Origin of the sequence: Rhodococcus sp. 5A-K4 (genome assembly GCF_046097995.1) — a bacterium.
GTDB classification, from domain to species: Bacteria; Actinomycetota; Actinomycetes; order Mycobacteriales; family Mycobacteriaceae; genus Rhodococcus_F; species Rhodococcus_F erythropolis.
Genome location: NZ_JBJURM010000012.1, coordinates 131,680 through 157,859 on the forward strand (window position 1 = coordinate 131,680; position 26,180 = coordinate 157,859).

Here is a 26,180-nt window from a genome sequence, read left to right on the forward strand (position 1 = left end):
ACGTCACCCGAAATCGTCAATCGTGCGAGGATCCACACCATGACCAACCGCGCTGTATACGTACTTCCGCCTGGAGGGTTGAACAACCTCGAATCGAGGACGATCGAGACGCCAGCGCCAGGTGCGGGTGAGGTGAAGATCGCGATCCGCGCGAATTCGCTCAACCACCACGACTACCTCGTGGCGACCGGCGAGATACCGACCGACGGCCCTCGCATTCTCTTGTCCGACGCAGCGGGCGAGGTAGTTGCCGTCGGCGACGGCGTCACACAGTTCGGGGTCGGGGACCGTGTGATGAGCACCTATCTGCCGCATTGGCGCAGCGGTGCACCGGATTTCGACGGATTCGGAAATTCACCCGGTGACGGCGTCGACGGGTTCGCCCGTGACACCGTCACCGTGCCGGTATCGGCAGTGACGTCGATGCCGCGAAACTACACGTACGAAGAAGCCGCTACCTTGCCCACTGCGGGCTTGTCCGCGTGGCGTGCATTGTTTGCCGGCGTCCCGATCATCCCAGGTTCGTCGGTGTTGATTCCCGGGACCAGCACGGTAGCGCTGTTTGCCGTCCAGCTTGCCAAAGCTGCTGGAGCTCAGGTGATCGCAACCTCGTCGGCTCCCGACAAGATGGCTCGATTGACCGAGCTAGGTGCCGATCACGTGGTCAACTACCGTGAGCGCCCGGACTGGGGATCGGAAGCGATGCGGCTCAGCGGCGGGATCGACCTTGTGCTCGACGTGGGCGGGCCGTCCACCCTCGGTCAATCTCTGGCGGCAGTCCGACCAGGCGGCCGGATCTGCGCGCTGGGCATCATGAACGGCCCGTCGTCGTCGATCGACCTGACTTCGCTACTGACCAAACAGGTCACCATCGAAGGTGTTCTGGTGGGCAGTCGTGCACATCAGGAGGAGATGGTTGCAGGGCTGGAGAGCCTCGCGCTTCGTCCCGTCATCGATTCGTCGTACCGTCTGGACGATCTTGCCGAAGCGTTCGAGCAGCAGAAATCCGGGCAGGCCTACGGCAAGATCGTCATCACAAACCCTTGATCGCTTGCCGGTCCCAATGGGGATCGGTGAGGATTTCCGCCGAGTCGCCGACAAACGCACGTCCGGCAGTCTGGTCGCCGCTGAGGGCGAACCTCAGCCACGCGGTCAGGTAACCCCGGAATCCTTCGCCGTCGGCGGCCCAATTGTGGCCGACGCCAAGTAGTCTGCCCCGGACCGCCGGTGCTGCGGTTTTGTCGAAGTACTCAGCTTGTGGATCGGCGGTGGAGACCGGATCGTCGGCGCCGGTCATGAAGAACGTCGGCCCGGTCAACTTCGCCACGTCGACGACATCGACAGGTCGCGAAGCCCACCACGGGTCCGGCAGGTCGAGCACCGCAGTGGCGGTGATCAGATTCGCCGACTGCGTTGCAGCGTTGATCGCGCCACCTGCCCCCTGGGAGTGTCCGACCGAGGCGATGTTGTCGGTATCGATCCTCTGGTGAAAAATGCTCTCAGCGTTGGTGTTCTGATCGACGAGGTACTGAGCGGCACCCAAGATTTCAGTACCGTCGCCGGTCACACTGCTGTCGGCCACCACAACAACAAAACCCCACGACGCAAAGTGTCGGAGGAGGGCCTCGTACTCTTCGAACGTCGCGTAGCTGCCGTTGCCGAACGTGATGACGGGATGCCGCTTGCCATCAGCGGTCAAGTCGGCTGGGTAGAACAATTGGTATCCGGGAACCGAGTCGGCCGCCACCTCGTGCGCACCCTGGGCTGCGTACAGATCGCTGATCGACTCCGATGCGATGGATTCGGTAGTCGCGGCTTCGGGAGCGGCCGGAACCCCCGCACTGGCGTGTGTGACGGCGCCCGATAGTGCCAGAACAAAAGATGCGGTCACGACGGCGATCGAATGTGTGGTCCGAGAAGGCATGGGTACAAGTATGTCTTGTACCCATGCGATCAGTCAGGCCGAGACGCGCGTGGGCTGCTCTTCGCCGACCCGGCCGCGGATGAAGAAGATGGCAACTACGCCGAAGGCGACCAGCACGACAGTGAGCAGTGTGGCGATCGTGGTGGCTCCGCTGGCACCCGTCGTCACCGAGGTGTCGAGCCCGCCGGTCGAGAGAATGGTGGTGGGGTCGGTGAGGCCGTGCAACACGATTGCGGCCCAGATCGTGCCCGTCACGCGCATGGTCAAGTACATGCACATTCCGAATCCGAAGGTGTAGACGACGGTGGCAAGGACTGTTGCCAGTTCCATTCCCGCGATGAAGTTCACCGTGTGCATGAGTGCGAACAGTAGGGACGACACAACAGCGACGAAGCGTTCTCGGTGGCCGGCATCACGAAGCATCTTCACTGCAATACCTCGGGTGACCAATTCCTCTGCGAGACCGACACATACACCGAGGGCGATCAACGAGACGATTTCGCCGGCCGACCACGCGCTCCAGTCGGTTCCGGCCAGGTGGGCAGCGATGGCGGCAACGACGATAATCGGCCCGATCCACATCCAGCCGCGTCCGCGTACCGGTTGAGGACCGAAGATACTGCTGAGCCAGCCGACCTTGACCGTGAAGATCAGCAACGCAACTGCACCGATCGCGATGGGCAACATGACGCCGAAGATGATGCTCGAGGCACTCGAGACCACGTTGTCCGTGTCGATCTGGTCGGCGAAAACACGCGAGATCACCTGCCCGGCGGCAAGGTAGAAGACCAAATAGGCAACGATGAGAAGGAGCAACTTCCACAAAGTGGGTCGACTCCAAAAACCCGACTTTTCGGGAACAGTATTGGTCATTGTCAGATCGTAAAGGCAACCACACGAAATCACGCGGTACCGTCTATTCGGACAGCAGCGAACACGAAGGCAGGACGCAGAAGACATGTTGGAAGTCGACTTGAATGCACTGGACACGGCATTGGCGGCAGGTGAGCCGCTGATCGACGTCCGTGAGCCCGACGAGTTCGCTCAGGTCCGAGTTCCCGGTGCGGCGCTCATTCCGCTCAGCGAATTCGTCTCTCGCGTCGGTGAAATTCCGGACGCGGAAACGGTGTACATCATCTGCGCCGTCGGTGGCCGTAGCCTGCAGGCCGCGGAGTATCTGCAGGCCCGTGGCATCAATGCCGTTTCGGTGGCCGGTGGAACAATGGCGTGGTACCAGTCGGGGCGCCAGGTCGAGACCGGAGCCTAAGACACAACTGATGGGGGCAGTTCCCGTTTCGGGAGCCGCCCCCACCGGTCACTTTCGCCAGAACAGGTGATGCGTCACGCCGCTCGGGCTCGGCACGATTTCGAGGTTGAAGCGGTCGCGCAACTCATCAGGTGTCTCCCACAGGCGTAGACCGGATCCGAATTCGATCGGGCAGACAGCGATGTGCATCGTGTCGACCAGATCGGCGTCGAGGAATTCACGGATAGTGCTGACCCCGCCGCCGAGTCGAACGTCCTTGCCCTGCGCTGCCTCACGTGCCTGCTCGAGGGCCGTCGCCGGGTCAGCGTTGACGAAGTGGAATGTCGTGTCCGATAGCGTGAACGACGGCCGCACGTGGTGGGTCAAGACAAAAACCGGGGTGTGGAACGGCGGCTCGTCGCCCCACCACCCCTGCCACTCGAGATTCTCCCAAGGGCCGCGGTATGGTGCGAATTTGTTGCGGCCCATGATTTCGGCACCGATGTTGTTGGAGAAGTCCCGCGTGAAATAGTCGTCGATGCCTCGGCTGCCGCCGGGATCGGTGCGATTGGGCCAGCTCGCTGTAGCTCCCGCCCACGCAAACATTTCACCGTGGTCCAGGCCGAACGGGCTCTCGAAGCTTTGGTCCGGACCGCAGGCTATTCCGTCACTGGAAACGCTGAAATTCTGTACTCGTAATAACTGACTCACCGTGTACTCCCGCTCTCGACAATGGTCTACGTGAGTACAGACCGTACGGCGAGGTAAAACTCATCGGTGCGAATTCATGCAGCCGCCGGGAGAGCTCCACTGCGGATCGATCGGACGGTCCGCACCGCGACGGTTGCCCAGATGGGGATCAGCACGGTCAGCAGGGCAAGTGCGATTCCCAGAATCAGCGTCGAACCGGTGGCGACTCCGAAGGCATTCGCTCCGACTGCACATGCTCCGATGGGGAAGGTGAAGCTCCACCAGCCGAGCGAGAAGTCCAAGCCGCGGCGCAGTGCGTGGATGGTCACGGTGGTGACGGTGACAAATGCGATGACGCCGATGATTCCGACGACGGTTCCGTATGCGATTCCGAATTCGTGCAGGGTGTCGGCGTGCTCGGTACTGAGTGCATGCCGTGAGGCGGCGGCCAACAGGTTGGATGCTGCGATCGACTGTCCGATCACGCCCAACGGAATCCACAGCGAGGGAATGGCATTGAACGGGATCACGTCGATGCCGGCCGAGCGGTTGCGTGCGAACTGCCTTGCGACGGCTATCAGAATGCCGATAGCGGCGGTCAGTGCCAGAGCGAACAGGATGTAGCAGAAGATCAGTACCGCGATGCGCGGAGCGCCTTCGGGCATGTGGGTGCTGACCGCTGCGCCGGTGGTGGCCGAGACCATCGGAGGTACGACGGGCATCAGCCAGAATGGCATTGCCGTCGCCATCCCAGCATCTCGAACGAGACGAATCATCATCACGACGTAGGTGACCAGGCCGAGTGCCGTGCCGAGTATCCACAGAGTCAGCGAGACGGTGATCGCCACGTCGTGGCCGAGGAAGTCCGGCCCGGTGATGCCGGTTGCCGATCCCACGGTCAGCAGGGCCATGGCGACGGCTCCGTAGAACGGGAACATCGCGGGGCTGTGCAGGTAGGCGAGGGCCTGACATCGATGTTGTGACCAATGGGTGGCAAATGCGCCGATCAAGGCGCACAGTACGAGAACCGCCAGAACCCAGAAGATTTCAGAGACCAGCTTCAAGCCTTCGATCTCCGGTTCGAGCGAAGCTGCGGCCACCGAGACGATTCCCGTTCCCATCGCTGCCGCGAACCAGTTCGGGGTGATGTGGGCGAAGGTGGGACTCGTTGTGGTGGTCATGTATTTCACTGTCGTCTCATCCGGTTCGTACCGGTAGACCGGTTGTCCTTGAATGCCCACAAACTCGCCTTGTGGGTCTAATCTTGGTCTATGTCGTTGTCTCCTCGGGTGCCGGAACTCAGTGCCCTCGACGTCCTGCTTTCCGTAGGGCGTCTAGGCAGCATGGGTGCTGCCGGCCGGGAGCACGGACTCAGTCAGCAAGCGGTCAGCGCCCGGGTGCGTTCGGTCGAACGGCAGCTCGGAATCAAGGTTTTCGATCGAGCGGCGACCGGTGTTCGTCCCACCGCCGAGGGCGGTCTGATTCTCGAGTGGGCAAGTCACATCCTCGTCAGTGCCGAGGAAATGGCATCGGGAGTTGCCGCACTTCGCGGTGAACGCGACGCTGCCGTCACCGTCGCGGCCAGCATGACCATCGCCGAGTATCTGGTCCCCGGGTGGACAGTTGCGATGCGGCACAAGTTCCCCAACGTCGTGGCGTCGGTGAGCTTGCACAATTCCTCGGATGTCTCTGCTCAAGTGCAGGCAGGCCAGGCCGATATCGGATTCGTCGAAGGTCCGGATGTGCCGTCGGCGCTCGCGTCGTGCGAGGTAGCGCGTGATCACCTCGTCGTGGTTGTGCCGCCGGGACACGACTGGGCCAATGGTGTGCCCGTTCCGGTTGCGGACCTCGCACGCACGCCGCTGATTCAGCGCGAGTCAGGGTCAGGGACGCGTCTGACGCTCGAGAATGCTGTTCCCGATTGTGTGCCGCCGTTGCTCGAGCTCACCTCGTGCACCGCAGTCAAGGCTGCGGTGGTGGCAGGCAACGCGCCCGCCGTTCTGTCGTCGTTGGCCGTTGCTGCCGACCTGACGGACGGCCGACTGGTCGCGGTCAACGTCGACGGCTTGCGGATGCCGAGGCGACTCCAAGCCGTCTGGGATCCCGATCGCGGATTGCGCGGTGCGGCAAGAGATTTCCTCGACATAGCGCTCGGCTCCAACACCGCTGTTCACTCGCGTTGACGGCTGCGGCTGACGGGAACGGCTGCTATCGGACGGTGTCGATCCCCGCGAGGATGAGGTCGATGCCTGCCAGAAACTGTTCTCGGTCGTCGTGGTCGCGCAATTGCGCCGTCACCTGATTGAGGAACGGGTACTTCGCGGAATCGAGTTCTTCCCACCGCTGCGCGACGGTGGCGAGGAAGGCGGACCGATCTGTCTCGCGGGGGAGGAGGCGGGCGCCCGCGGCATACTGTCCGGCGAGGCCGAGCACGTAGTTCAGGAGTGCGGACGCACAATCGAACTGTGCCGGTTGGGGAACGCCGAGTGCTTGGAGTTGCCCTCCCAGACTCTCGAAGATCTGCATCACCGCTGATTGCCACGGCTCGCGAGAGAGTTGGGTGCCGACCCACGGGTGCGCGTCGATCGCGTCGAACACACCGAGAGTGATGATCCGGATCGCCTCCCGTGGGGTTGCGCTTTCGGTTCCTTCGGTGGTCACGCGGGCGATGACGTCGTCGGTCGCCGCGGCAAGCAGTTCGCTCTTGTTGGCAACGTGCCAGTAAATCGCCCCGCTACCTGTTGCCAGGCGTGCGGAGAGTGCGCGAAATGTCAGCGCAGCTTCGCCCTCGTCGTCGAGGATCTCGATCGCAGCCTCGACGATTCGCTCCTTCGAGAGCGCGTTCGTACGCCGTTCGGTCCGCTGATTCCTGGTCGCCATGCGCACCATCTTGACATATCTGGAACGCCGTTCCAAGATGGTCACTGGAACGACGTTCCAATCGGAGCCTGAAAGGAAACAAACATGAGCAACTCGATAACGATCATCGGGGCGGGCCTCGGCGGTCTGACCCTCGCGCGCGTCCTACACGTTCATGGAATTCCGTCGAAGATCTACGAGGCGGAACCGTCGGTCGAAGCTCGCACGCAGGGCGGCCAACTCGACATCCACGAACACAACGGTCAGGCGGCGCTCGACGCTGCCGGCCTCATCGACGAGTTCTGCGCGATCATCCACGAGGGCGGTGCCGCGTCGCGCGTACTCGACCAACATGCAGCTGTACTCCTCGACGAACCCGACGACGGCACGGGAGCGCGTCCTGAAGTGCTGCGCGGAGACCTCCGGCGGATCCTTCTCGAATCCCTTCCGGACGGCACGATCGAATGGGGACGCAAGGTCGACAGTGTCCGCTCGCTCGGCTCACGGAACACCGCCGACGAGCGCGCTGACGGCCGACACGAACTGACCTTTGCCGACGGTTCGACGGTGACTACCGACCTCCTCGTCGGCGCCGACGGTGCCTGGTCGAAGATCCGCCCCTTGCTCTCCGATGCGAAGCCCGAATACGTCGGCACCACGTTCGTCGAGACGTATCTGTACGACGTCGACGAGAAGCATTCGGCTGCAGCCGAGGCAGTCGGTGACGGGGCGATGTACGCGCCCGCGCCAGGAAAAGCGATCGCCGCGCATCGAGAGGCGGGGGACATCGTGCACACCTACGTCCAGCTGAACCGTACGGCGGAGTGGTTTGCCGGTATCGATTTCACCGACGCCGCTGCTGCGACAGCGCGGGTCGCGGCCGAGTTCGACGGTTGGGCAACGGAACTCACTGCGCTGATCACAGACGGCGAAACCGCTCCGATTCCGCGCGCGATCCATGCACTTCCCGACGAGCACCGATGGGATCGCGTGCCTGGGGTCACGCTCCTCGGTGACGCGGCACATCTGATGGCTCCGTCCGGTGAGGGTGCGAACTTGGCCATGTTCGACGGCGCCGAACTGGGAAGGGCGATCGCCGCGCACCCGGACGACATCGAAGCGGCACTGAGCGGCTACGAGGAAGCGATGTTCGTGCGCAGTGCATCCGAGGCCGCTGACTCGCACGTGATCCTTGATCTCTGCCTCGGTGAAGGCGCACCGTATTCACTGGTCGACTTCTTCACCGGCGCTGCTTCCGCATCCGGATAATGGACGAATGCCTGTTGATTCCACTCCCTCGTCCGCCGCGATTGCGCACGTGCGCGGTCTCTCGAAGGGTGACCAGGTGGATCGAAATCACCGGGTGACGTTGCACTTTCATCCGGACCTCCCGTCTGAACGTGGTCTGACACTGGCCTCGATCGCACGTCAAGGCACCTACGTGACCCAGTTCGAGACTCGTACCAGCAACGGCGGACTGACGGCGCATCACGGTGGCGACCGTTGGCGTTGGGAGAGTCGGATATTCGGCGGGGCTTACGACGAGCGAGAGCCGTCGGAACGGCCGAAGTACGGATCGTTGAACTTCTCCGCCGATCCGTACGGGGCATCCCCTCGGTTCGGCTCGTCCTACTTCCGGCTTGCCGAGCACACACTCGACCGCACCACCTTCTGCTTTCCGGACAGCGTCTTCGAGCCTGATCTCTTCGGAACGGCCGAAGCGATGAGCTTGGTCGGCGCCGCCAGAGCCGCCGAGTTCGACGATCCGCTCGACCACTACATCGAGGCGCACGTCCACGGCGTCGTCGACATCGGAACGGACGTCGAGGCACTCGTCCTGGACCCGAGTTACCGGGGCACACGGATCGAAGAGATCGCCCACTCACTCACGTGCCCGGTGCTGTGGCACGACGGTTACGCGGTCGATGTCGAAGAGATAGCCGAACATCCCGAATACCGGGGAGCGACCGTCGTCGACCTTGCCCGAGAAATTGCCCGCGGCAGGCGACTGACGCCTGCCGTACTGGGGCTCGCACGGAGCGCGTCCTTCGATCCGCAGGACGTCAAAAAGGTCTGGCACTATATCGCTCGATTCGGCGGCAGGGCGTAGAACTGGGCATTCGCGTATCGCTGCCCGTCGACGACCGCCGGTTCGGAGACCGCACATCGGTCCGAAGGGCGCGGTGAGGAAAGAGTGATTGATACGCAACATCGAGCATGAACTCCCGAAACAACTGCATCCGAAGATAGAAGTCGACCTTGATCCTCGGTCGAAGGGATGCATGAATCGATGGGCGCTCAACTCACCACCACCAGTGTCGACACACTCTGCGCGTACTGCGGGGTCGGCTGTGGTCTTGTCCTCGACATCATCACCGATCCGGAGACGGGACGCCGGAAGGCTGCGAAGTCTTCCGGTCTGAAGACACATCCCACCAACTTCGGGCGTCTGTGCACCAAAGGGACCACGACCGCAGACATGCTCGCAGGTCCGGGGCGAATGGACTCTGCATATCGCCGTCCGCACCGAGGGGATGCGATCGAAGCCGCGGACATGGACGCCGTCATCACTGACACCGCCCAGCGTCTACGGGCAATCATCGACGAGCACGGCCCCGACGCATTTGCGTTGTACGTGTCCGGGCAGATGTCTCTCGAAGCCCAGTACTTGTCGAACAAGCTGGCCAAGGGATTCATCGGGACCAATCAGATCGAATCGAATTCCCGGTTGTGCATGGCGAGTGCCGGCACCGGCTACAAACAGTCTCTCGGGGCCGACGGACCGCCCGGTTCCTATCAGGACTTCGAACACTCCGACGTGTTCTTCGTGACCGGCGCGAACATGGCGGACTGCCATCCGATCCTCTTTCTGCGGATGCAGGAGCGGATCAAGGCAGGCGCGAAGTTGATCGTCGTCGACCCTCGACGCAGTGCCACCGCCGACAAGGCGAACTTGTTCCTGCAGATCGCTCCCGGCACCGATCTCGCGCTACTCAACGGACTACTCCACCTGCTCGTCGTGAACGGCCACACCGACCCTGACTTCATCGCCGACTTCACCGAAGGCTGGGAGGTGATGCCCAGTTTCATCGCGGAGTACACCCCGGAGAAGGTCAGTGAGATCACCGGTATCCCCGAAGCCGACATCCGCACTGCAGCCCAGTGGATCGGTGAGGCTGCAAACTGGATGAGCTGTTGGACAATGGGTTTGAACCAGAGCACCCACGGCACGTGGAACACCAACGCCATCTGCAACCTTCACCTTGCGACCGGTGCGATCTGCAAGCCCGGCAGCGGTCCGTTCTCGCTGACCGGGCAGCCGAACGCCATGGGTGGGCGTGAAATGGGCTACATGGGTCCAGGTTTGCCCGGCCAGCGCGCCGTGATGGTCGACGCCGATCGCGAATTCGTCGAGGAGAGGTGGGGGATCCCGCAAGGCTCGCTGCGCACCGACATCGGCGGTGGCACCATCGACATGTTCTCCCGCATGGCGGCGGGTGACATCAAGGCATGCTGGATCATCTGCACCAATCCCGTTGCAACGGTAGCCAACCGAAAGACCGTCATCGACGGCTTGGAGAAGGCTGACCTCGTCATCACCCAGGATGCGTTCCTGGGCACCGAGACCAACGAATACGCCGATGTTCTGCTGCCCGCGTCACTGTGGACAGAGTCCGACGGAGTGATGATCAATTCCGAACGCAACCTGACGCTCTTCCAGCAGGCACTGGATCCGGTCGGGCAGGCGCTGCCTGATTGGCAGATCATCGCCCGGATCGCCTGCGAGATGGGGTATACCGAGGCGTTCACCTACACCTGTGCCGAAGAGGTGTTCGAAGAGATCAAGCAGTTCTGGAATCCGAAGACCGGCTACGACTTACGCGGCGTCACCTACGAGCGCCTCCGCAAGACATCAATCCAGTGGCCGTGCCCGCCAGACAGTGATCAGGACCGTCATCCCATCCGATACGTCAATAACGGTGTCAGTCAAAGGCTCCTGATCCGCGAGGACGGCAGCACTCCGCGGCTCGCATTTCCCACCGCCACTGGCCGTGCGATGTTCTTCGCACGGCCGCACATGCTTCCCGCCGAAATGCCCGACGACGACTATCCATTCCTGCTCAACACCGGTCGTCTCGCGCACCAGTGGCACACCATGACCAAGACAGGCAAGGTCGCCAAGCTGAACAAACTCAACCCAGGTCCCTTCGTCGAGATCCATCCCGACGACGCCGCCAGGCTCGGCGTCGTCGACCAGGATGCGATCGAGGTTGCCTCACGCCGCGGTCGCGCTGTGCTTCCGGCCGTCATCACCGACCGAGTGCGTCCGGGGAACTGCTTTGCCCCATTTCACTGGAACGACGCCTTCGGCGAATATCTGTCCATCAACGCCGTCACCAACGACGCCATCGATCCAGCCTCGCAGCAACCGGAGTTCAAAGCCTGTGCTGTCACTATGACGAAGGTCGCCGTGAACACACCTGAAACAGTGCTCGCCGAGGCGCCGCTGGTGGCTTCCGCGCCAGCTGATCGGGCTTTGTCGCGAACCGATGTCCTCGCGGATGTCATCGGTCAAACAGGAACACCTGCAGTGGTATTCGATGCGCTCCAGCAGAGCTACCTGGCCGGTCTTCTCGCCGCGTTGCGTGCGGACGCTGATCGCACTGCCGGGGTACCGACGTTGCCGTCGACGGCGCCGTTCGATGCCGAAAAGCGGATGTGGGTCGACGGGGTATTGGCCGGCCTGTACTCGCGAACCTCGCTCCCTGACACCGACGGGCCCGCGTTGTCCTCGGCTCCGAGCATTGCGACAGAACGCGCGCCGATCGTGGTGCTCTGGGCATCGCAGACCGGAAACGCGGAAGAATTTGCCGCCGCCTGCGCTGCTCGCCTTGGGGAAGTTGGCTTGCCCGTGGTGATGCATGCAATGGACGAGTTCCCGGCCGCCGACCTGGCGGCCACCCGAGAGGTCCTGTTGATCACCAGTACCTCCGGTGACGGCGAATCCCCGGACAACGGCAGCGGTTTCTGGGATGCGTTGGCTGCTGACACGGCGCCCCGCATGGCCGAGACACGGTATGCAGTCATCGCTTTCGGTGACTCGAACTATGACGACTTCTGTGGGCATGGACGAAAGCTTGACGCCCGCCTTGGTGAACTGGGGGCCAGTCGTATCGTCGATCGCGCCGACTGCGAGCCCGATTTCGAGGACACCGCTGCTGGTTGGCTGGACTCTGTCACGGCTGAACTTCAGCGCTCGGCGGCTGGTGAGACGGCCGACGTCGTCGTTGCAAAGAAGAATTCTGGGACAACCGTTGCGGCCACGCCGATTTCACCGGCGATGTCGGCGCCGCTGCAGTACAACAAGAAGGCGCCGCTGACCACAGCCTTGACGCGCAATGTCGTGCTCAACCGGCCAGGCTCTTCCAAAGACGTGCGGCAGTTGGGCTTTCACCTTCCGGACGACACGGTCAGTTACGAAGCCGGCGACGCTCTCGGAGTCTGGCCCCGAAACAGCTCTCCGTTTGTCGACGAGTGGCTCACCCTCACCGGCCTCGACGGTGAGGAGGTCGTCGAACTGGGGCAGTACGGCGATATGACCCTGCGTGCCGCGCTCACCGAACGCCTGGAGATCACTCGAATCTCGAGCGAGATGATTCGGTTCGTGCATCAACGAACTCGCGACGCGGACCTCGCCGAGTTGATGAAGCCGGAGAACATCTCCACGCTCAAAGACTGGTCGTGGGGACGACAGTCCGTCGACGTACTTGCGCAGTCACCCGTTCGTGCCTCGACGGACGAATGGCTCTCCCTCCTCAAACCGCTTCAGCCGCGGCTGTATTCGATATCTTCCAGTCCGAAGGAGAACCCACGCGAAGTGCAGCTGACGGTGTCCGCGGTGCGCTACAACGTCGCGGGTGTCCCACGGCGTGGGGTGTGCTCGACCTACCTCGCAGACCACGCCCACGATGATGACATCGGCATCTTCGTGCAGAAGTCGACCCATTTCCGGCCACCGTCCGATCCCGAAACCCCGATGATCATGGTCGGTCCGGGAACCGGCATCGCGCCGTTCCGTGCTTTCCTGCATGAGCGTCGGGCATTGGGGCACACGGGCCCGAACTGGCTGTTCTTCGGGGAACAGCACGCCGCGACCGACTTCTACTACCGCGAAGAAATCGAAGAATTGCGGAAAGACGGATTCCTCACCGAACTCGACCTCGCATTTTCCCGGGATCAAGCCGACAAGGTCTACGTGCAGGACCGGATGCGTGAGCGCGGTGCGCTGCTGTGGGAGTGGTTGCAGAAGGGCGCCCACTTCTACGTCTGCGGCGATGCCAACCGGATGGCCAAGGACGTCGACAGTGCCCTCAACGGGGTGGTCGCTCAACACGGAAAACTGGCACCTCGTAGTGCGGAGGCGTACGTGAAGGCACTCTCGGCCGAGAAGCGGTACGTCCGAGACGTCTACTGACGTCGATCAGACGGCGCCCTTGAACCCGTGCTGACGCCACGCCTCGTACGTCACGAGGGCGGCAGCGTTGGACAGGTTGAGGGACCGGCGTCCGGGAAGCATCGGGATACGCAGGCGCTCGGTGATGTGTTCGTCCGCCAATACCTCTTCGGACAGTCCGGTGGGCTCGGGCCCGAACAGCAGGACGTCGCCGGGTTGGTAGGCGATATCGGCATAGGACGTGGTCGCGTGCGCGGTGAAGGCGAACACGCGCGCGGGCGTGACGGCTTCCCACGCCGCAGCAAGGTTCTCGTGGACCGTGACAGTCGCCAGATCGTGGTAATCCAAGCCTGCGCGCTTGAGTTTCGGCTCCGACAAGTCGAACCCGAGAGGCCCGACCAGGTGGAGTTCGCAACCGGTGCCCGCGACCATGCGGATCGCGTTTCCGGTGTTGGGTGGGATGCGGGGCTCGTGGAACATCACTCGGAACACTCGAGGAACTGTACCGGGCGTCGTATCGGTGCCCGCGTCCGTGAGAAGACCGGTCGGGAAGTGTGGGCGAATTGGTAACAAACCGGCCAGTCCGTGCGAATCTATTTCCGGCACTCTTCGCAGAACGGACATTTTGATGAACCCTCCCGCCGGTTGGAACCCCGACCCCTTCGACCCCACGATCGACCGTTACTGGGACGGTCAGCAGTGGACTGCACAGACACGGCCCAAGGGCGTCGACGCACCCACTCAAGCCTTCGGCACTCCCACCCAGGTCTTCGGTGCTCCCGGTTCGCCGGTGCCGGACGCAAACGCCGAGGAAGGCAAGACGCGGCGTAAGTGGCCGTGGATCGCCGGCGCAGCAGTCGTGGGGCTGGTTGCCATCGCCGCGGCGACGGGCGCGGGCAAGTCGGAAGAATCAACGACGCCTGCTGTGACCTCTTCCACGACAGCGGCGGCGACGACAACCAAAAGCACGGTCCCGTCGACGACGAAGACCACGACGTCGTCCCTCTTGCCGACGACGACAACGATCGTGCCGCCACCAACGACGACAACCGTGGCAATCGTGCCGCTGGTTCCGCAGGTTCCGGTAACCACGACTACGCCGTACGTTCCGCCCGCCCCGGCGTACACCCCGCCGAAGACAACGGAACCCGCGTACGTTCCGCCGCCGGCAAAGGTGCCTGATGCAGGGGTGTATTACGCCAACTGCTCAGCGGTGCGAGCGGCTGGTGCTGCCCCGATCTACCGCGGCGATCCCGGCTATTCGTCCAAGCTTGATCGTGACGGTGACGGCGTGGCCTGCGAGACCTAGGCGATCGAAGCGGTGTCGGTGCGGCGGGGCAGTATGGACGGCATGCTCCCCGAAGAATCCGACGACGTCGTCGGCGAAGACTATTCAGACGCGCGGCTGGCCGGGCAGAAGTGGCGTCAGCGCACTTTCACCAATTGCAATTTCCGAGATGCCGACCTCACCGGACTCACGACGGAGTCGGTGGTGTTCACGGATTGTGATTTCACCGGCACCGATCTGGGGGAGTCCGTGCACACGGGAACGGCGTTTCGCTCCTGCAATTTTGCTCGGACCAGCCTGTGGCACAGTACGTTCCGAAACTGCAGTCTGCTCGGGTCGACGTTCGACGGTTGCCGTATCCGGCCGTTGACGCTCGACGAAGTCGACTTCTCGTTGACCTCACTCGGTGGGGCGGACCTGAGGAAGATCGACTTCACCTCATGCCGATTCCGTGAAGCGAACCTGGTTCGGGCCGACATGCGGGGCGCGGTGCTGGCGTCGGCGGATCTGTCCGGTGCTCGTACGGGTGGACTCAAACTCGAAGGTGCAGATCTGCGCGGCGCGCGGATCGATCCGAGCCTGTGGACGTCCGCATCCGTCGGAAACGCGCAGATCGAGTTGATGCAGGCGGTGGCTTATGCGTCGGCGCACGGTCTTGTCGTAGACATGAAGTAGAGGCGCCTAGCTCTCCACGCGCTCCTTGAGGCGCACTGTCACCATCTCGCCGGTCTCCTTGCCGATGGCCTTGCGAAGATCGGCTTTGACCGGCAGCTTGTGGTTGCCGTCTCCCAGCGCCATGAACGAACTCTGGAACGGATGTCCGTCGATCGTCCCGCGTACCTTGACCAGGCCGCGGGTGCCGAAGAACTCGGCGGACTCCGGCCAGATCACGTAGGTCCACCCACCCTTGGCGTCACTCTTCTGCAAGGTGGCCGTGAATTCCTTGTCCAGCAACATGATGACTGTCCCTTCGGGTCGTACCTTGTGATCAGCGGATGAATTCCCGTGCGAGCAGATCCATCAGCAGTCCGTCCTTCCACACACCATGGCGATCTCGCGAGTACTCGCGCATCACCCCGACGTCTTTGAACCCCACCGATCGGTAGCAAGCGATGGCGACGGAGTTGTCGACTTCCGGGTCGATGACCAGACGGTGGAATGCGAGGTCGTCGATCAGGTGGGCACACAGCACCCGAATCGATTCGCGACCGAACCCTTGGCTGTGAAAGTCGGGATCGAGGAACAAGTCGAGCCCGGCGTGGCGGAAGTCGGGGTTGTCCTCCGCCTCGTACCACTGGATGAAGCCGATCAGGCGGTCGCCGTAGAAGATGCTGTAGCGCGTGGTGCCGGCCTCCGGCGCTGCAGGCCAGTCGTCGTCGGGATTTTGCCACCACTGCACGACGTCCGGGTGCAGGTGAATTGCCCGCAGACGGGCGTGATGATCGGGCGCGACGGGGGAGAGGAGCACCCTCGGGCCGCGTAGTTCCGGAGCCGTTGTCACTCATCGACCCTAACCTGGAACAATGGTCGCCGTGACTGCAACGATCCTCGACGGCAAAGCTACCCGCGACGAAATCTTCGAAGACCTGAAGGTGCGGGTGAGCGCTCTGAAGGCAGAGGGCATCACACCCGGCTTGGGCACCATCCTGGTGGGCGACGACCCGGGATCCGCGGCTTACGTGCGCGGCAAGCACAACGACTGCGCCAAGGTCGGTATCAATTCTTTGCGACGCGACCTGCCTGCCGACATCACGCAGGAACAGCTCAACGCGACGATCGACGAGCTCAATGCCAATCCCGAGTGCACCGGCTACATCGTGCAGTTGCCGCTCCCCAAGCACCTCGACGAGAACGCGGCCCTCGAGCGTATCGACCCCGACAAGGATGCCGACGGCTTGCATCCGGTCAACCTCGGTCGACTGGTGTTGGGCAAGGAAGCCCCGCTGCCGTGCACCCCACGTGGAATCCTCCACCTTCTGCGTCGCTACGAGGTCCCGATTGCCGGTGCACACGTGGTGGTTGTCGGACGCGGCGTCACGGTCGGTCGTCCGATCGGATTGCTGCTGACGCGTCGTAGCGAGAACGCGACGGTCACGCTCTGCCACACCGGTACCCGCGATCTCGCGGCCGAGGTTCGCCGCGCCGACATCATCGTCGCTGCCGCCGGCGTTCCCGGCCTCATCACCGCAGACATGGTCAAGCCCGGGGCAGCGGTCCTCGACGTCGGCGTCAGTCGGACCGACGACGGCCTGCGCGGCGACGTCGCAGCCGACGTGAACGAGGTCGCCGGCTTCGTCTCACCCAATCCCGGTGGTGTCGGACCGCTGACCCGCGCGTTCCTGATCACCAACGTGGTCGAGCGCGCCGAGCGGGTTCTGGCCGGAGTCTGAGTCCGATGTCCTCACTGGTCGGCCTCGCGAAGAAGAATCTGCCCATGCTCGCGGTCCTCGCCGTGATCGCGGCGGCCGTGGTTCTCGTGCTGGCCGACCGGTGGCGTCGCGGCGCCCTCGTCTTCGGTGTTGCCGTCATCATCGGAGCTGCCGCTCGGTGGTTCGTTCCCGAGAATCGTGTGGGGTTGCTCGCGGTGCGTGGAAGGGTCTTCGACACTGCGGCGATGGGTGTGATGGGTGTGTTGATCGCGACGCTCGCCCTGACCATCGATCCGCTCGGCACCGACTGAGAAGATCAGTCTCCGTAGAACGAGCGAATGTCGATATCACTCAAGGGGATCCACTCCGGCGAATCTGTGGATGTCGACTTCTTTCCAGCCTTGACCGGTGCACTTCGCAGCGTCACCGCAAGTGCAGGTTCCTCGTCGATTCGCCCGGCCAGGGCGTAGATCGCGGCGAGATGGTGAACGCACGGCGAGCGTCGACCTGAGCAGTCGCAGCTGGCAGTGCACTCCGAAAGATCAACGGCTACTGCGATATTTCGAGCCTGCAGGTCGGTGACGATGCTGTCCGGCAGTTCGCCGGTGGAGACGGATCTGTTGGCCTTTCCCGCCGAACGGAGAAGGCTCTTCACTGCGGCGATTTCGGATTTGGTCCAGAGCGGGACACAAATTGTCACCGACGAAGTTTTTGCTTTGGTGCTCACCTCCGCGACGACGGTCCCCGATGAGACCACGGTGAACTCCACGGAACCGTTGCGTGCGAGGGTACGAGCCGTCGGCAGGGACGGGTTCGGACCGGATGCCGCGGTCCGCTCCACCGTGCGCAGCCATGCTCGACCCCAAGCAGTGACACCGAATTCGTTGGCCATCAGATGATCACCGCGCCGTCGAGTTCGAGGAGTTCACGCAGTTCGGTGTCAGGTAGATCGGCCAGGGCGGCCTCGACGTTCCCGGAAACAGCATCGGCCACAGCTCGTTTGGACTCGTGCATCGCTGCGATGTGATCCTCGACGGTACCGCCCGTCACCAAGGTGTGGACGTTGACGATGCGCTTCTGGCCGATGCGGTGTGCCCGGTCGGTTGCTTGGTCCTCGACGGCTGGGTTCCACCACCGGTCGTAGTGCACGACGTGACTTGCGCGCGTGAGGTTGAGGCCGAAGCCGGCCGCGCGCAAGCTCAGAATCAGAACCGGTGGTGAATCCGTGTCGTTCTGGAATGCGTCGACCATCGCGTCGCGCTTGTCGGTGTTCAGGCCGCCGTGAAGGAAGGGGATTGCGCCGATTCCCAACTCGGAGCCCAGGTGCCGTGAGAGCATCTCGCCCATCGTCCGGTATTGCGTGAATATCAGCGCGCGATCGCCGTCGTCGACGATCTCGGCGATCATTTCCGTTGCGCGGTCGAGCTTTCCGGATCTTCCGTAGAGGTCGTCCGTATCGCCGGTGACCTGCGCCGGATGATTGCATACCTGCTTGAGGGTGGTCAGCAGTGCAAGGATATTGCCGCGCCGGGCAATTCCCGTACCCAAACCGGTGTCGAAAGCATCTGCAACTGCAGACCGATAGATGCGCGCCTGTTCCGACGTCAGAGTGCACGAGACGGTGGAAAATTGCTTGGGCGGAAGATCCTTGGCCACTGTGTCTTTGGTTCTGCGCAGAATGAAGGGATCGATGACTGCGGCAAGCCTGGTCGCCGCGGTGGCCGATCGACCGGATTCGATCGGTACGGCAAAGCGTTGACGAAACCGTGCGCGAGTTCCGAGGACTTCGGGATTGGCGACGCGAAAGAGCGACCACAATTCTTCGAGACGGTTCTCCACCGGCGTGCCGGTCATCGCTACCTTGACGTCGGCCGACAACTGCATTGCTGCTTTCGCTGCCAGCGAAGAGGGGTTCTTGATCTGTTGTGCCTCGTCGAAGACCACTGAACTCCAATGGATCGGGGCCAATTGTGCTGCGTCGGAACGCAAGACGCTGTAGCTGGTCAGAACCGTGGTGCCGGCAGGAACACGAGTGGGAAGTGTGCGAGCAGTCCCGTGATGAACGTGTAGTGGCAGATGCGGAGCGAATCGCTCGATCTCGCGGCGCCAGTTTCCTATCACCGAGGTGGGACACACAACCAGGTGCGGACCGTCGTCGGCGCGGATCGCGATCATCGAAATCGCTTGCAGTGTCTTGCCCAAACCCATCTCGTCGGCGAGGATTCCACCGCCCGAACCCGACAGTGCAGTCAGCCAGGCAACTCCGTGCACTTGATACGGGCGCAATGTCGCCTGAATCTTTGCTCGGCGAAGACTCTCGATGGCCGCGCGCGCTTCCGTGAACAATTGCACCGTCGACCGGGCGCTTCTGATTCTCGTGTCGTCGCTCTCGATCGCGGCATGCGCTGCAGTCGGAATGTCATGTGCGCCGGTGTCGATGACGCGCTTCCATGCGAGCAACGACGGTCCGAGGTCGTCGCGACGTGCATCGAGGGTGTGCATGGCGTCGATCGCGGTGGCGAGGTCGAGCTGTTGCGCTTCGACGTCGGTCGCTGTGATCGACTCGTCGACCGGGATCGCCAGCCGGCAGATGCCCGGCGATCCCGTCGGCATCCCCAGCGCCGACAAGCGCGCTGCCGGATCTGGGTCACCCCAGAACGCGAAGGACATGTGCTCGGGAATGTACGTAGCCTGCAGGCGCGTCGAGCATGGCTGATTCACGTTCGCCGATGCTAGCCGCGCCGGCTCAGGGACGCCAATGAAAATGTCGGGAAAACCTGCAGATCAGCTGTGGTTTTCCCGACATTGACGGATCCTGAAATTGTGCCTCTGTGCCGGATCAGCGGGCCGTGCGTGCGAACTCCATCGTTCGGCGAAGCAGTCCGGCGACAGCGTCCGCCTCCGTCAGGAAGCCGTCATGGCCGTCTCTGGACTTGAGAATCTCGAGGCCAGTGCACGTCGAAATGCCGTCCGCGATCTCCTCCTGCAAACGAAGGGGATACAGCCGATCCGAGTCCACGCCGCCCACGACGACCTGCGCCGTGATCGATGCCAGCGCCGCTGCAACGCCGCCGCGTCCACGACCGATGTCGTGCCGGTTCATGGCCTCGGTCAGGAGGACGTACGTGCTCGGGTCGAAGCGGTCGACCAGCTTGTCTGCCTGATGTTCCAGGTAACTCTGGACGGCGTATCGTCCACCGTTCCAAGGATTTTCGTCGTTCCGGGCGGAGTTCTCGAAGCGCGCATCGAGTTCGGACTCGGTGCGGTACGTCAGGTGCGCGATGCGACGGGCGATGCCGAGTCCGGCGCGAGGTACCCGCCCCGTTCCGTGGTAGTCACCGCCCTGCCAATCCGGATCGGAGACGATGGCAGCGATCTGCGTCGTCTGGGTGCCGATCTGATCTGCAGTGGCTCGTGAACCGGTTGCGAGAACCAACGCGGAGCGAATGCTGTCCGGGTAGGTAACTGCCCATTCGAGGGTGCGCATGCCGCCCATGGATCCGCCGACTACCGAGGCCAACTGGTCTATCCCGAGGAGATCGACGAGCTTCTTCTCCGCCGCGATCTGATCCCGGATGGAGATCTCGGGGAACCTGCTGCCCCACGGCTTGCCGTCGTCGGCCAGTGAACTGGGACCGGTCGTGCCGCGACAACCGCCGAGGACATTGGTTGCGATGACGCACCATTCGCCGGTGTCGATCGGTTCGCCGGCGCCGACCATCCCGTTCCACCAACCGGGGGAGGGCTGATTTGCGGAGATCGGTCCGGTGACGTGTGAGTCTCCGGTCAGTGCGTGCTCGACGAGTACGACGTTGTCGCGGTTCGGGGACAGCTCACCCCACCGCTGAACGGCGAGCGAAACCGAGGGGAGTACCGCGCCGCTCTCGAGTTCCAGGGCGCCGATGTCGACGAACCCCACCTGGCCGTCGGGCGGGGGAAGGAGGTCGATCCTGGGCTCCAATTCGTTCACGGTCACGAGTTTGCCACCGCAGCCAGGCCGACGGTGATATCGGCGAGGATGTCGTCGATTCCTTCGATACCGACCGCGAGGCGGACGAGTCCGGGCGTGACACCGGAGGCGAGCTGCTCTTCGGGGGTGAGCTGCGAGTGTGTCGTCGAGGCGGGGTGGATGACGAGTGAGCGAACGTCACCGATGTTGGCGACGTGGCTGTGCAGCGTCAGGGCGTTGACGAACGTCTTGCCCGCATCGATACCTCCGGGCAGCTCGAAGGTGACGATGGCGCCGGTTCCCTTGGGCGTCAGCTGCTTTCCGCGTTCGAACCATGGCGAGGAGGGGAGTCCCGCGTAGGAAACGGAGGCCACCTCGCCGTGGCCGTCGAGGAATTCGGCGACCTTCTGGGCATTGGACACGTGGCGCTCGATGCGCAGGCTCAAGGTTTCGATGCCCTGCGCGATGAGGAACGCGTTGAACGGCGCCACGGCGGAGCCGAGATCGCGCAGCAGTTGGACGCGCGCCTTGAGTGCGAATGCCGGCGCGCCGAGGTCTGCGAAGGTGACGCCGTGATAGCTGGGGTCAGGCGTCGTGAAGTTCGAGTGGCGACCCTGCGTCCAATCGAAGGTGCCACCGTCGACGATCACGCCGGCGATCGCGGTGCCGTGTCCGCCAAGGTATTTGGTGGCGGAGTGAACGACGATGTCGGCGCCGTGTTCGAGTGGGCGGAGCAGGTACGGCGTCGCGACAGTGTTGTCCACGATCAACGGAAGACCGTTCTCGTGGGCCAACGACGAGATACCGGGGAGGTCGAGAATGTGGTTCTTGGGATTGGCGATCGTCTCGCCGTAGAACGCCTTCGTGTTCGGGCGAATGGCTTCGCGCCACTGCTCGAGATCGTCGGGATCCTCGACGAAGGTGACTTCGATGCCCAGCTTGCGAAGGGTGTAATGCAAGAGGTTGTACGTGCCGCCGTACAGGTACGGGCTCGAGACGATGTGGTCGCCGGCCTCGGCGATGTTGAGGATCGCGATGGTTTCGGCAGCCTGACCCGAGGAGAGGAGGAGTGCGGCGACTCCGCCTTCGAGGGCAGCGATGCGCTGCTCGACGGCGTCCTGTGTGGGATTCATGATCCGCGTGTAGATGTTGCCAGGCTCGGCGAGGCCGAACAGTGCCGCAGCGTGATCGGTGCTGTCGAAAACGTAGCTGGTGGTCTGGTAGATCGGCAGAGCGCGCGCATTGGTGGCGGTGTCCGCTGTCTGCCCGGCGTGCACCTGCTTGGTCTCGAACGACCAGTTCGCGGTCGGATCAGAAGTTGCTGCGGCGTCGGCTGTGTTGTCGGTCATGATTTGTTCACTCCAGTGGTCTGACGGATAGATGTCGGACGGGGGCGAAGGATCGCCGCCCCGTGCTGGGGTCTATCTACAAGTGCGACACATACTGAGTTACCTCCGTGGGGCTCGGCCCGGTCTGGGGTCCGTCCCTGTCGGACCCGCGCTTGTCACCCGAATTGCGGTGGAACTGCGTGAGCAGATCCACGTCGGGAAACCTGGTCATCACCCGGGGCACCCCACCGCGGTTGGAGGGTTGCCGTCCAGCGAGCCGGGGCTTGACGCTGGCACTCATGACCAAGTCGGATTCTACCGGGAAGTGAGCGCAGTCCTGACGCGGGGCGAATTGTGAGCCGCAACCGCACGCGAGACAGAGCGACGCAGCCCACTAGCAGGCAAAAGTTACTCGCGAGTAGAGACCGATGGGTGGACCTGCCGGTTGCGGCTTCACGGGTTAGCAGTACGCTTGTCTTGTTTGGGACTCATCTCCCGAGATCAGTCCACACCGTCTAGGTTTGATAATCGAACCGTTCGCGGACCCACTCACAAAGTGTGACCGCAACCGTGTAACCAGGGAAACTTCCTAGGAGGACGCGAAGCACCCATGTCCAAAATCAAGGTTGAGGGCACCGTCGTCGAACTCGACGGCGATGAGATGACGCGCATTATCTGGCAGTTCATCAAAGACAAGTTGATCCATCCGTATCTCGATGTGAACCTCGAGTACTACGACCTCGGTATCGAGTACCGCGACGAGACCGACGACCAGGTCACCATCGACGCAGCGCACGCGATCCAGAAGCACGGCGTCGGCGTCAAATGCGCCACGATCACGCCGGACGAGGCACGTGTCGAGGAATTCGGTCTCAAGAAGATGTGGCGTTCCCCGAACGGAACGATCCGCAACATTCTCGGCGGCACGATCTTCCGCGCACCGATCATCATCTCCAACGTTCCGCGACTCGTTCCGGGCTGGACCAAGCCGATCATCATCGGCCGTCACGCATTCGGCGACCAGTACCGCGCCACAGACTTCAAGGTCCCCGGCCCCGGCAAGGTGATGATCACCTACACGCCTGAGGACGGCAGCGCACCGATCGAGCACGAACTGGTCAACTTCCCCGAAGAGGGCGGCGTCGTCCAGGGGCAGTACAACTTCACCACGTCCATCCGTGACTTCGCTCGCGCGTCGCTCACCTACGGACTGCAGCAGAACTACCCGGTGTACCTGTCCACCAAGAACACCATCCTCAAGGCGTACGACGGTGCCTTCAAGGACATCTTCCAGCACGTCTACGAGACCGAGTTCAAGGCTGAGTTCGATGCCGCAGGTCTGACCTACGAGCACCGCCTCATCGACGACATGGTCGCTTCCGCACTCAAGTGGGAGGGTGGATACGTCTGGGCATGCAAGAACTACGACGGCGACGTCCAGTCCGACACCGTGGCCCAGGGCTTCGGCTCGCTCGGCCTCATGACGTCGGTTCTGCTGACACCGGACGGAAGGACCTGTGAGGCAGAGGCTGCTCACGGCACCGTGACGCGTCACTACCGTCAGCACCAGCAGGGCAAGCCCACCTCGACCAACCCGATCGCGTCCATCTTCGCGTGGACCCGCGGACTCGAGCATCGTGGCAAGCTCGACAGCACCCCTGAGGTCATCGGCTTCGCGCAGGCGCTCGAAGACGTTGTCATCAAGACCGTCGAAAGCGGCCAGATGACCAAGGACCTCTCGATGCTGGTCGGCGGCGATCAGGGCTACCTGACCACCGAGGAGTTCCTCGGTGCACTCGACGTGAACCTGCAGAAGGCCATGGCCGCGAAGTAGATTCACTGTTTCACCTTCTGATGGGACGTCCGGGAAACCGGGCGTCCCATTTGTGTTCGCGGTCTCACGTGAGTGAACTCACCCGCTCTCACTTGGAAGTTCAACCAGGTGTGAGACCACAATTGATCAGTGACGTCGTCTACCCTCTCCCGTTCTGACACCTCGACACCCGGGGTTCGTTCCGCCAGAGGTCCGGCGATGCTCGCTCTTGCCCTCGGCGGTTTCGGTATCGGCACAACCGAGTTCGTCGCCATGGGATTGCTCCCGGAAATGGCATCCGGGCTCGGCGTCTCGGAACCCATCGCGGGTCACGTGATCTCGGCGTACGCGCTCGGGGTTGTCGTCGGTGCTCCGCTGATCGCTGCTCTCACCGCACGGGTACCGCGCCGCACCCTGTTGATCGCACTCATGGTCGCATTCACCGTCGGCAATGCCGCTTCGGTCTTTGCGCCCTCGTACACGACGCTGATGATGGCTCGATTCGTCGCTGGATTGCCGCACGGCGCGTACTTCGGAGTCGCCGCACTGGTCGCCGCTCATTTGGCCGAACCAGGCAAACGCGCGAAGGCCGTGGCGATGGTGATGATGGGTCTGTCCGTGGCCAATGTGATCGGGGTGCCGGTCGCGGCCTGGATCGGCCAGGCACTCGGCTGGCGCAGCGCCTTCGCCTTGGTGGCTGTGATCGGGGTGGCAACGGTTGCTTCGCTGTTCGTCTGGATTCCGCGGTTGGACGGTATGCCGGTGACGAATCCGATCACCGAACTCGGGGCACTGGGCCGCGTTCAGGTGTGGATGACCCTGATCGTGGGAATGGTCGGATTCGGCGGGATGTTTGCCGTCTACACCTACATCAGTACGACGCTCACCGACGTGTCCGGTCTCGGTGCTTCGTTCATTCCTCTGGCGCTCATGCTGTACGGACTGGGCATGGTGGCCGGCAACTTCGTCGGTGGATACCTCGCGGATCGCGCACTGATGAAGGGTTTGTTCCTGTCGATGGGATCCCTCGTGGTGATCCTCGCGGTCTTCGTGATCGCTGTACGCAATCCGTACACGGCGCTTGTCTTCGTCTTCCTCATCGGGCTTGCCGGGTCCTCGATGGTTCCTGGCCTTCAAACACGGTTGATGGATGTCGCCGAGGACGCTCAGACCTTGGCTGCGTCTCTCAATCACGCCGCGCTGAACATCGCCAATGCCTTCGGAGCGTGGATCGGCGGCGTCGTCATCGCGGCCGGTTACGGGTATACCGCACCGGCAGCGGTTGGGTCGTTGCTGGCCGTCGCGGGTCTCGTCGTGCTGGCGGTTGCGGTGATTCTGCAGCGTAGGGCCGTGCGCTGACCTGGGCGCCCATCCGCGTCGGTGGAATCGGCTACGGTGCTTGCCGTGCCACAAACTGCTGACTCCCACATTCTTGCGCCCCACACCATCACGTCCGTGAACGTCAACGGCGTTCGAGCAGCTGCCCGCAAGGGCATGCTCGACTGGCTGGAGAAGACGTCGGCGGATTTCATCTGCCTTCAGGAAACGCGTGCGTCGGACGATCAGCTTCGCGAGACTCTCGAACCAGCGCTCGGCAACGGATGGTTCCTCGTCTCCGCCGAGCCGTCCGCGAAGGGACGCAACGGAGTCGCGGTGCTCTCACGCACGGAACCTGACGCGGTGCGGATCGGTCACGGGGACGACGAGTTTCTCGACGTCGGTCGATACATCGAAGCCGACTTCGCGGATCTGACCGTCGCGAGCCTGTACCTGCCCTCCGGTGAGGCGCTCACGCCGAAGCAGGAGGAGAAGGAGCGGTTCATGGCGTCCTTCTCAGTTCACCTCGCCTCCACCGCTGCGGCGGCCGAGGCTGCCGATCGTCACGTGGTGGTCAGCGGCGATTGGAACATCGCGCACACCGAACTCGACCTCAAGAACTGGAAGACCAACAAGAAGTCTTCGGGATTCCTCCCCGAGGAGCGCGCCTGGATGGATCTGCTGTTCGCCGAAGATTCCGCGTGGGTCGATGTCTTCCGCACCCTCCATCCGGGTGTCGACGGTCCGTACTCGTGGTGGTCGTACCGCGGCAAGGCATTCGACAACGATTCGGGTTGGCGTATCGACTACCAGGTTGCCACCCGCGGATACGCCGAGCGGGCCAAGGTTGCCATCGTGGAACGCGCTGAGTCCTACGACCTCCGTTGGTCGGATCACGCGCCTGTCACCGTCTCGTACCGGTAGGAGCGCTCGTGCCTGAAGG

25 protein-coding genes and 1 riboswitch are annotated in these 26,180 nt (G+C 62.9%); of the genes, 13 read left to right on the plus strand and 12 right to left on the minus strand.

The window, feature by feature from the left end; translation table 11 throughout:
* The first annotated feature begins 39 nt into the window (after window positions 1–39).
* Window positions 40–1,047, plus strand: coding sequence for a zinc-dependent alcohol dehydrogenase family protein (locus tag ACKAMS_RS17615; RefSeq protein ID WP_408989308.1), 1,008 nt, complete (start codon window positions 40–42; stop codon window positions 1,045–1,047).
* Here ACKAMS_RS17615 and ACKAMS_RS17620 read toward each other — a convergent pair.
* Both ACKAMS_RS17620 and ACKAMS_RS17625 read right to left on the minus strand, forming a co-directional pair.
* Window positions 1,034–1,924: an alpha/beta hydrolase gene (locus tag ACKAMS_RS17620; protein WP_378667330.1), complete on the minus strand. Its 891-nt coding sequence runs from the start codon at window positions 1,922–1,924 to the stop codon at window positions 1,034–1,036. The genes ACKAMS_RS17615 and ACKAMS_RS17620 overlap by 14 nt on opposite strands.
* Window positions 1,925–1,957: 33 nt before the next feature.
* On the minus strand, window positions 1,958–2,797 hold the full coding sequence (locus ACKAMS_RS17625; RefSeq protein WP_031330946.1) for a CPBP family intramembrane glutamic endopeptidase: 840 nt from the start codon (window positions 2,795–2,797) through the stop codon (window positions 1,958–1,960).
* An 85-nt stretch (window positions 2,798–2,882) separates the two neighbouring features.
* Here ACKAMS_RS17625 and ACKAMS_RS17630 point away from each other — a divergent pair, with 85 nt between their 5' ends.
* Window positions 2,883–3,191, plus strand: coding sequence for a rhodanese-like domain-containing protein (locus ACKAMS_RS17630; protein WP_019747641.1), 309 nt, complete (start codon window positions 2,883–2,885; stop codon window positions 3,189–3,191).
* Between the two features lie 48 nt (window positions 3,192–3,239).
* Here ACKAMS_RS17630 and ACKAMS_RS17635 read toward each other — a convergent pair whose 3' ends face one another.
* Both ACKAMS_RS17635 and ACKAMS_RS17640 read right to left on the minus strand, forming a co-directional pair.
* Complete coding sequence (locus tag ACKAMS_RS17635; RefSeq protein WP_029254966.1) at window positions 3,240–3,881, minus strand: dihydrofolate reductase family protein; 642 nt, start codon at window positions 3,879–3,881, stop codon at window positions 3,240–3,242.
* Between the two features lie 74 nt (window positions 3,882–3,955).
* On the minus strand, window positions 3,956–5,041 hold the full coding sequence (locus ACKAMS_RS17640; RefSeq protein ID WP_153213034.1) for a TDT family transporter: 1,086 nt from the start codon (window positions 5,039–5,041) through the stop codon (window positions 3,956–3,958).
* Between the two features lie 90 nt (window positions 5,042–5,131).
* Here ACKAMS_RS17640 and ACKAMS_RS17645 point away from each other — a divergent pair, with 90 nt between their 5' ends.
* A complete protein-coding gene (locus ACKAMS_RS17645; RefSeq protein ID WP_019747644.1) occupies window positions 5,132–6,043 on the plus strand; it encodes a LysR family transcriptional regulator in 912 nt (303 codons plus the stop codon).
* 25 nt (window positions 6,044–6,068) lie between these two features.
* On the opposite strand, the gene ACKAMS_RS17650 is transcribed toward ACKAMS_RS17645, so the two are convergent.
* Window positions 6,069–6,740: a TetR/AcrR family transcriptional regulator gene (locus tag ACKAMS_RS17650; RefSeq protein WP_408989309.1), complete on the minus strand. Its 672-nt coding sequence runs from the start codon at window positions 6,738–6,740 to the stop codon at window positions 6,069–6,071.
* 84 nt (window positions 6,741–6,824) lie between these two features.
* On the opposite strand from ACKAMS_RS17650, the gene ACKAMS_RS17655 reads away from it, so the two are divergent.
* The 3 genes from ACKAMS_RS17655 (at window position 6,825) to ACKAMS_RS17665 (ending at window position 13,194) form a co-directional block, all read left to right on the plus strand.
* The gene (locus ACKAMS_RS17655; RefSeq protein WP_408989310.1) at window positions 6,825–7,988 is read left to right on the plus strand and encodes an FAD-dependent oxidoreductase; all 1,164 of its coding nucleotides are present in this window, start codon (window positions 6,825–6,827) and stop codon (window positions 7,986–7,988) included.
* A 7-nt stretch (window positions 7,989–7,995) separates the two neighbouring features.
* Entirely contained in the window at window positions 7,996–8,829 is an 834-nt protein-coding gene (locus ACKAMS_RS17660; protein ID WP_020969117.1) for a DUF3626 domain-containing protein, read from the plus strand.
* Between the two features lie 180 nt (window positions 8,830–9,009).
* Complete coding sequence (locus ACKAMS_RS17665; protein ID WP_408989311.1) at window positions 9,010–13,194, plus strand: molybdopterin-dependent oxidoreductase; 4,185 nt, start codon at window positions 9,010–9,012, stop codon at window positions 13,192–13,194.
* Window positions 13,195–13,200: 6 nt separating this feature from the next.
* Here ACKAMS_RS17665 and ACKAMS_RS17670 read toward each other — a convergent pair whose 3' ends face one another.
* Complete coding sequence (locus ACKAMS_RS17670) at window positions 13,201–13,665, minus strand: tRNA (cytidine(34)-2'-O)-methyltransferase (protein WP_019747649.1); 465 nt, start codon at window positions 13,663–13,665, stop codon at window positions 13,201–13,203.
* A gap of 136 nt (window positions 13,666–13,801) precedes the next feature.
* On the opposite strand from ACKAMS_RS17670, the gene ACKAMS_RS17675 reads away from it, so the two are divergent.
* The gene (locus ACKAMS_RS17675; RefSeq protein WP_020969120.1) at window positions 13,802–14,482 is read left to right on the plus strand and encodes an excalibur calcium-binding domain-containing protein; all 681 of its coding nucleotides are present in this window, start codon (window positions 13,802–13,804) and stop codon (window positions 14,480–14,482) included.
* 33 nt (window positions 14,483–14,515) lie between these two features.
* Window positions 14,516–15,136 carry a pentapeptide repeat-containing protein gene (locus ACKAMS_RS17680; RefSeq protein ID WP_003940770.1) on the plus strand — a complete coding sequence of 207 codons (621 nt, stop codon included), beginning with the start codon at window positions 14,516–14,518 and terminating at the stop codon, window positions 15,134–15,136.
* Between the two features lie 6 nt (window positions 15,137–15,142).
* Here the strand turns inward: ACKAMS_RS17680 and ACKAMS_RS17685 are convergent, their stop codons facing one another.
* Together ACKAMS_RS17685 and ACKAMS_RS17690 are read right to left on the minus strand one after the other, a co-directional pair.
* Entirely contained in the window at window positions 15,143–15,418 is a 276-nt protein-coding gene (locus tag ACKAMS_RS17685) for a DUF1905 domain-containing protein (RefSeq protein ID WP_408989312.1), read from the minus strand.
* 31 nt (window positions 15,419–15,449) lie between these two features.
* Complete coding sequence (locus ACKAMS_RS17690) at window positions 15,450–15,929, minus strand: GNAT family N-acetyltransferase (protein ID WP_081328952.1); 480 nt, start codon at window positions 15,927–15,929, stop codon at window positions 15,450–15,452.
* 64 nt (window positions 15,930–15,993) lie between these two features.
* On the opposite strand from ACKAMS_RS17690, the gene ACKAMS_RS17695 reads away from it, so the two are divergent.
* Entirely contained in the window at window positions 15,994–16,851 is an 858-nt protein-coding gene (locus ACKAMS_RS17695; RefSeq protein WP_007727401.1) for a bifunctional methylenetetrahydrofolate dehydrogenase/methenyltetrahydrofolate cyclohydrolase, read from the plus strand.
* 5 nt (window positions 16,852–16,856) lie between these two features.
* The gene (locus ACKAMS_RS17700; RefSeq protein WP_003940740.1) at window positions 16,857–17,141 is read left to right on the plus strand and encodes a DUF3017 domain-containing protein; all 285 of its coding nucleotides are present in this window, start codon (window positions 16,857–16,859) and stop codon (window positions 17,139–17,141) included.
* 5 nt (window positions 17,142–17,146) lie between these two features.
* On the opposite strand, the gene ACKAMS_RS17705 is transcribed toward ACKAMS_RS17700, so the two are convergent.
* The 4 genes from ACKAMS_RS17705 to ACKAMS_RS17720 all read right to left on the minus strand — a co-directional run bounded on the left by ACKAMS_RS17705 (window position 17,147) and on the right by ACKAMS_RS17720 (window position 22,128).
* Window positions 17,147–17,722: a hypothetical protein gene (locus tag ACKAMS_RS17705; protein ID WP_099697306.1), complete on the minus strand. Its 576-nt coding sequence runs from the start codon at window positions 17,720–17,722 to the stop codon at window positions 17,147–17,149.
* On the minus strand, window positions 17,722–19,551 hold the full coding sequence (locus ACKAMS_RS17710; protein ID WP_408989313.1) for a DEAD/DEAH box helicase: 1,830 nt from the start codon (window positions 19,549–19,551) through the stop codon (window positions 17,722–17,724). The genes ACKAMS_RS17705 and ACKAMS_RS17710 overlap by 1 nt, the downstream gene beginning before the upstream one ends.
* A gap of 118 nt (window positions 19,552–19,669) precedes the next feature.
* Window positions 19,670–20,806: a homoserine O-acetyltransferase gene (locus ACKAMS_RS17715; protein ID WP_408989314.1), complete on the minus strand. Its 1,137-nt coding sequence runs from the start codon at window positions 20,804–20,806 to the stop codon at window positions 19,670–19,672.
* A complete protein-coding gene (locus ACKAMS_RS17720) occupies window positions 20,803–22,128 on the minus strand; it encodes a bifunctional o-acetylhomoserine/o-acetylserine sulfhydrylase (protein WP_113683047.1) in 1,326 nt (441 codons plus the stop codon). The genes ACKAMS_RS17715 and ACKAMS_RS17720 overlap by 4 nt, the downstream gene beginning before the upstream one ends.
* A gap of 143 nt (window positions 22,129–22,271) precedes the next feature.
* A riboswitch (SAM riboswitch) is annotated at window positions 22,272–22,412 on the minus strand.
* Window positions 22,413–22,717: 305 nt separating this feature from the next.
* Here ACKAMS_RS17720 and ACKAMS_RS17725 point away from each other — a divergent pair.
* The 3 genes from ACKAMS_RS17725 to ACKAMS_RS17735 all read left to right on the plus strand — a co-directional run bounded on the left by ACKAMS_RS17725 (window position 22,718) and on the right by ACKAMS_RS17735 (window position 26,161).
* Window positions 22,718–23,941, plus strand: coding sequence for an NADP-dependent isocitrate dehydrogenase (locus ACKAMS_RS17725; protein ID WP_019747659.1), 1,224 nt, complete (start codon window positions 22,718–22,720; stop codon window positions 23,939–23,941).
* A 129-nt stretch (window positions 23,942–24,070) separates the two neighbouring features.
* Entirely contained in the window at window positions 24,071–25,279 is a 1,209-nt protein-coding gene (locus ACKAMS_RS17730) for an MFS transporter (RefSeq protein WP_021332495.1), read from the plus strand.
* A gap of 36 nt (window positions 25,280–25,315) precedes the next feature.
* Window positions 25,316–26,161, plus strand: a complete 846-nt coding sequence (locus ACKAMS_RS17735) for an exodeoxyribonuclease III (protein ID WP_099697309.1) — start codon at window positions 25,316–25,318, stop codon at window positions 26,159–26,161.
* The last annotated feature ends 19 nt before the right edge of the window (window positions 26,162–26,180 follow it).

What these genes read in the sequence shown, in the direction of transcription:
- ACKAMS_RS17725 (WP_019747659.1), top strand. Translation starts at nt 22,718, where the DNA reads ATGTCCAAAATCAAGGTTGAGGGCACCGTCGTCGAACTCGACGGCGAT.
- ACKAMS_RS17675 (WP_020969120.1), top strand. Translation starts at nt 13,802, where the DNA reads ATGAACCCTCCCGCCGGTTGGAACCCCGACCCCTTCGACCCCACGATC.
- ACKAMS_RS17625 (WP_031330946.1), bottom strand. Translation starts at nt 2,797, where the DNA reads ATGACCAATACTGTTCCCGAAAAGTCGGGTTTTTGGAGTCGACCCACT.
- ACKAMS_RS17700 (WP_003940740.1), top strand. Translation starts at nt 16,857, where the DNA reads ATGTCCTCACTGGTCGGCCTCGCGAAGAAGAATCTGCCCATGCTCGCG.
- ACKAMS_RS17615 (WP_408989308.1), top strand. Translation starts at nt 40, where the DNA reads ATGACCAACCGCGCTGTATACGTACTTCCGCCTGGAGGGTTGAACAAC.
- ACKAMS_RS17640 (WP_153213034.1), bottom strand. Translation starts at nt 5,041, where the DNA reads ATGACCACCACAACGAGTCCCACCTTCGCCCACATCACCCCGAACTGG.
- ACKAMS_RS17680 (WP_003940770.1), top strand. Translation starts at nt 14,516, where the DNA reads ATGGACGGCATGCTCCCCGAAGAATCCGACGACGTCGTCGGCGAAGAC.
- ACKAMS_RS17705 (WP_099697306.1), bottom strand. Translation starts at nt 17,722, where the DNA reads ATGGCCAACGAATTCGGTGTCACTGCTTGGGGTCGAGCATGGCTGCGC.
- ACKAMS_RS17720 (WP_113683047.1), bottom strand. Translation starts at nt 22,128, where the DNA reads ATGACCGACAACACAGCCGACGCCGCAGCAACTTCTGATCCGACCGCG.
- ACKAMS_RS17655 (WP_408989310.1), top strand. Translation starts at nt 6,825, where the DNA reads ATGAGCAACTCGATAACGATCATCGGGGCGGGCCTCGGCGGTCTGACC.
- ACKAMS_RS17645 (WP_019747644.1), top strand. Translation starts at nt 5,132, where the DNA reads ATGTCGTTGTCTCCTCGGGTGCCGGAACTCAGTGCCCTCGACGTCCTG.
- ACKAMS_RS17620 (WP_378667330.1), bottom strand. Translation starts at nt 1,924, where the DNA reads ATGCCTTCTCGGACCACACATTCGATCGCCGTCGTGACCGCATCTTTT.
- ACKAMS_RS17650 (WP_408989309.1), bottom strand. Translation starts at nt 6,740, where the DNA reads ATGGCGACCAGGAATCAGCGGACCGAACGGCGTACGAACGCGCTCTCG.
- ACKAMS_RS17630 (WP_019747641.1), top strand. Translation starts at nt 2,883, where the DNA reads ATGTTGGAAGTCGACTTGAATGCACTGGACACGGCATTGGCGGCAGGT.
- ACKAMS_RS17665 (WP_408989311.1), top strand. Translation starts at nt 9,010, where the DNA reads ATGGGCGCTCAACTCACCACCACCAGTGTCGACACACTCTGCGCGTAC.
- ACKAMS_RS17685 (WP_408989312.1), bottom strand. Translation starts at nt 15,418, where the DNA reads ATGTTGCTGGACAAGGAATTCACGGCCACCTTGCAGAAGAGTGACGCC.
- ACKAMS_RS17660 (WP_020969117.1), top strand. Translation starts at nt 7,996, where the DNA reads ATGCCTGTTGATTCCACTCCCTCGTCCGCCGCGATTGCGCACGTGCGC.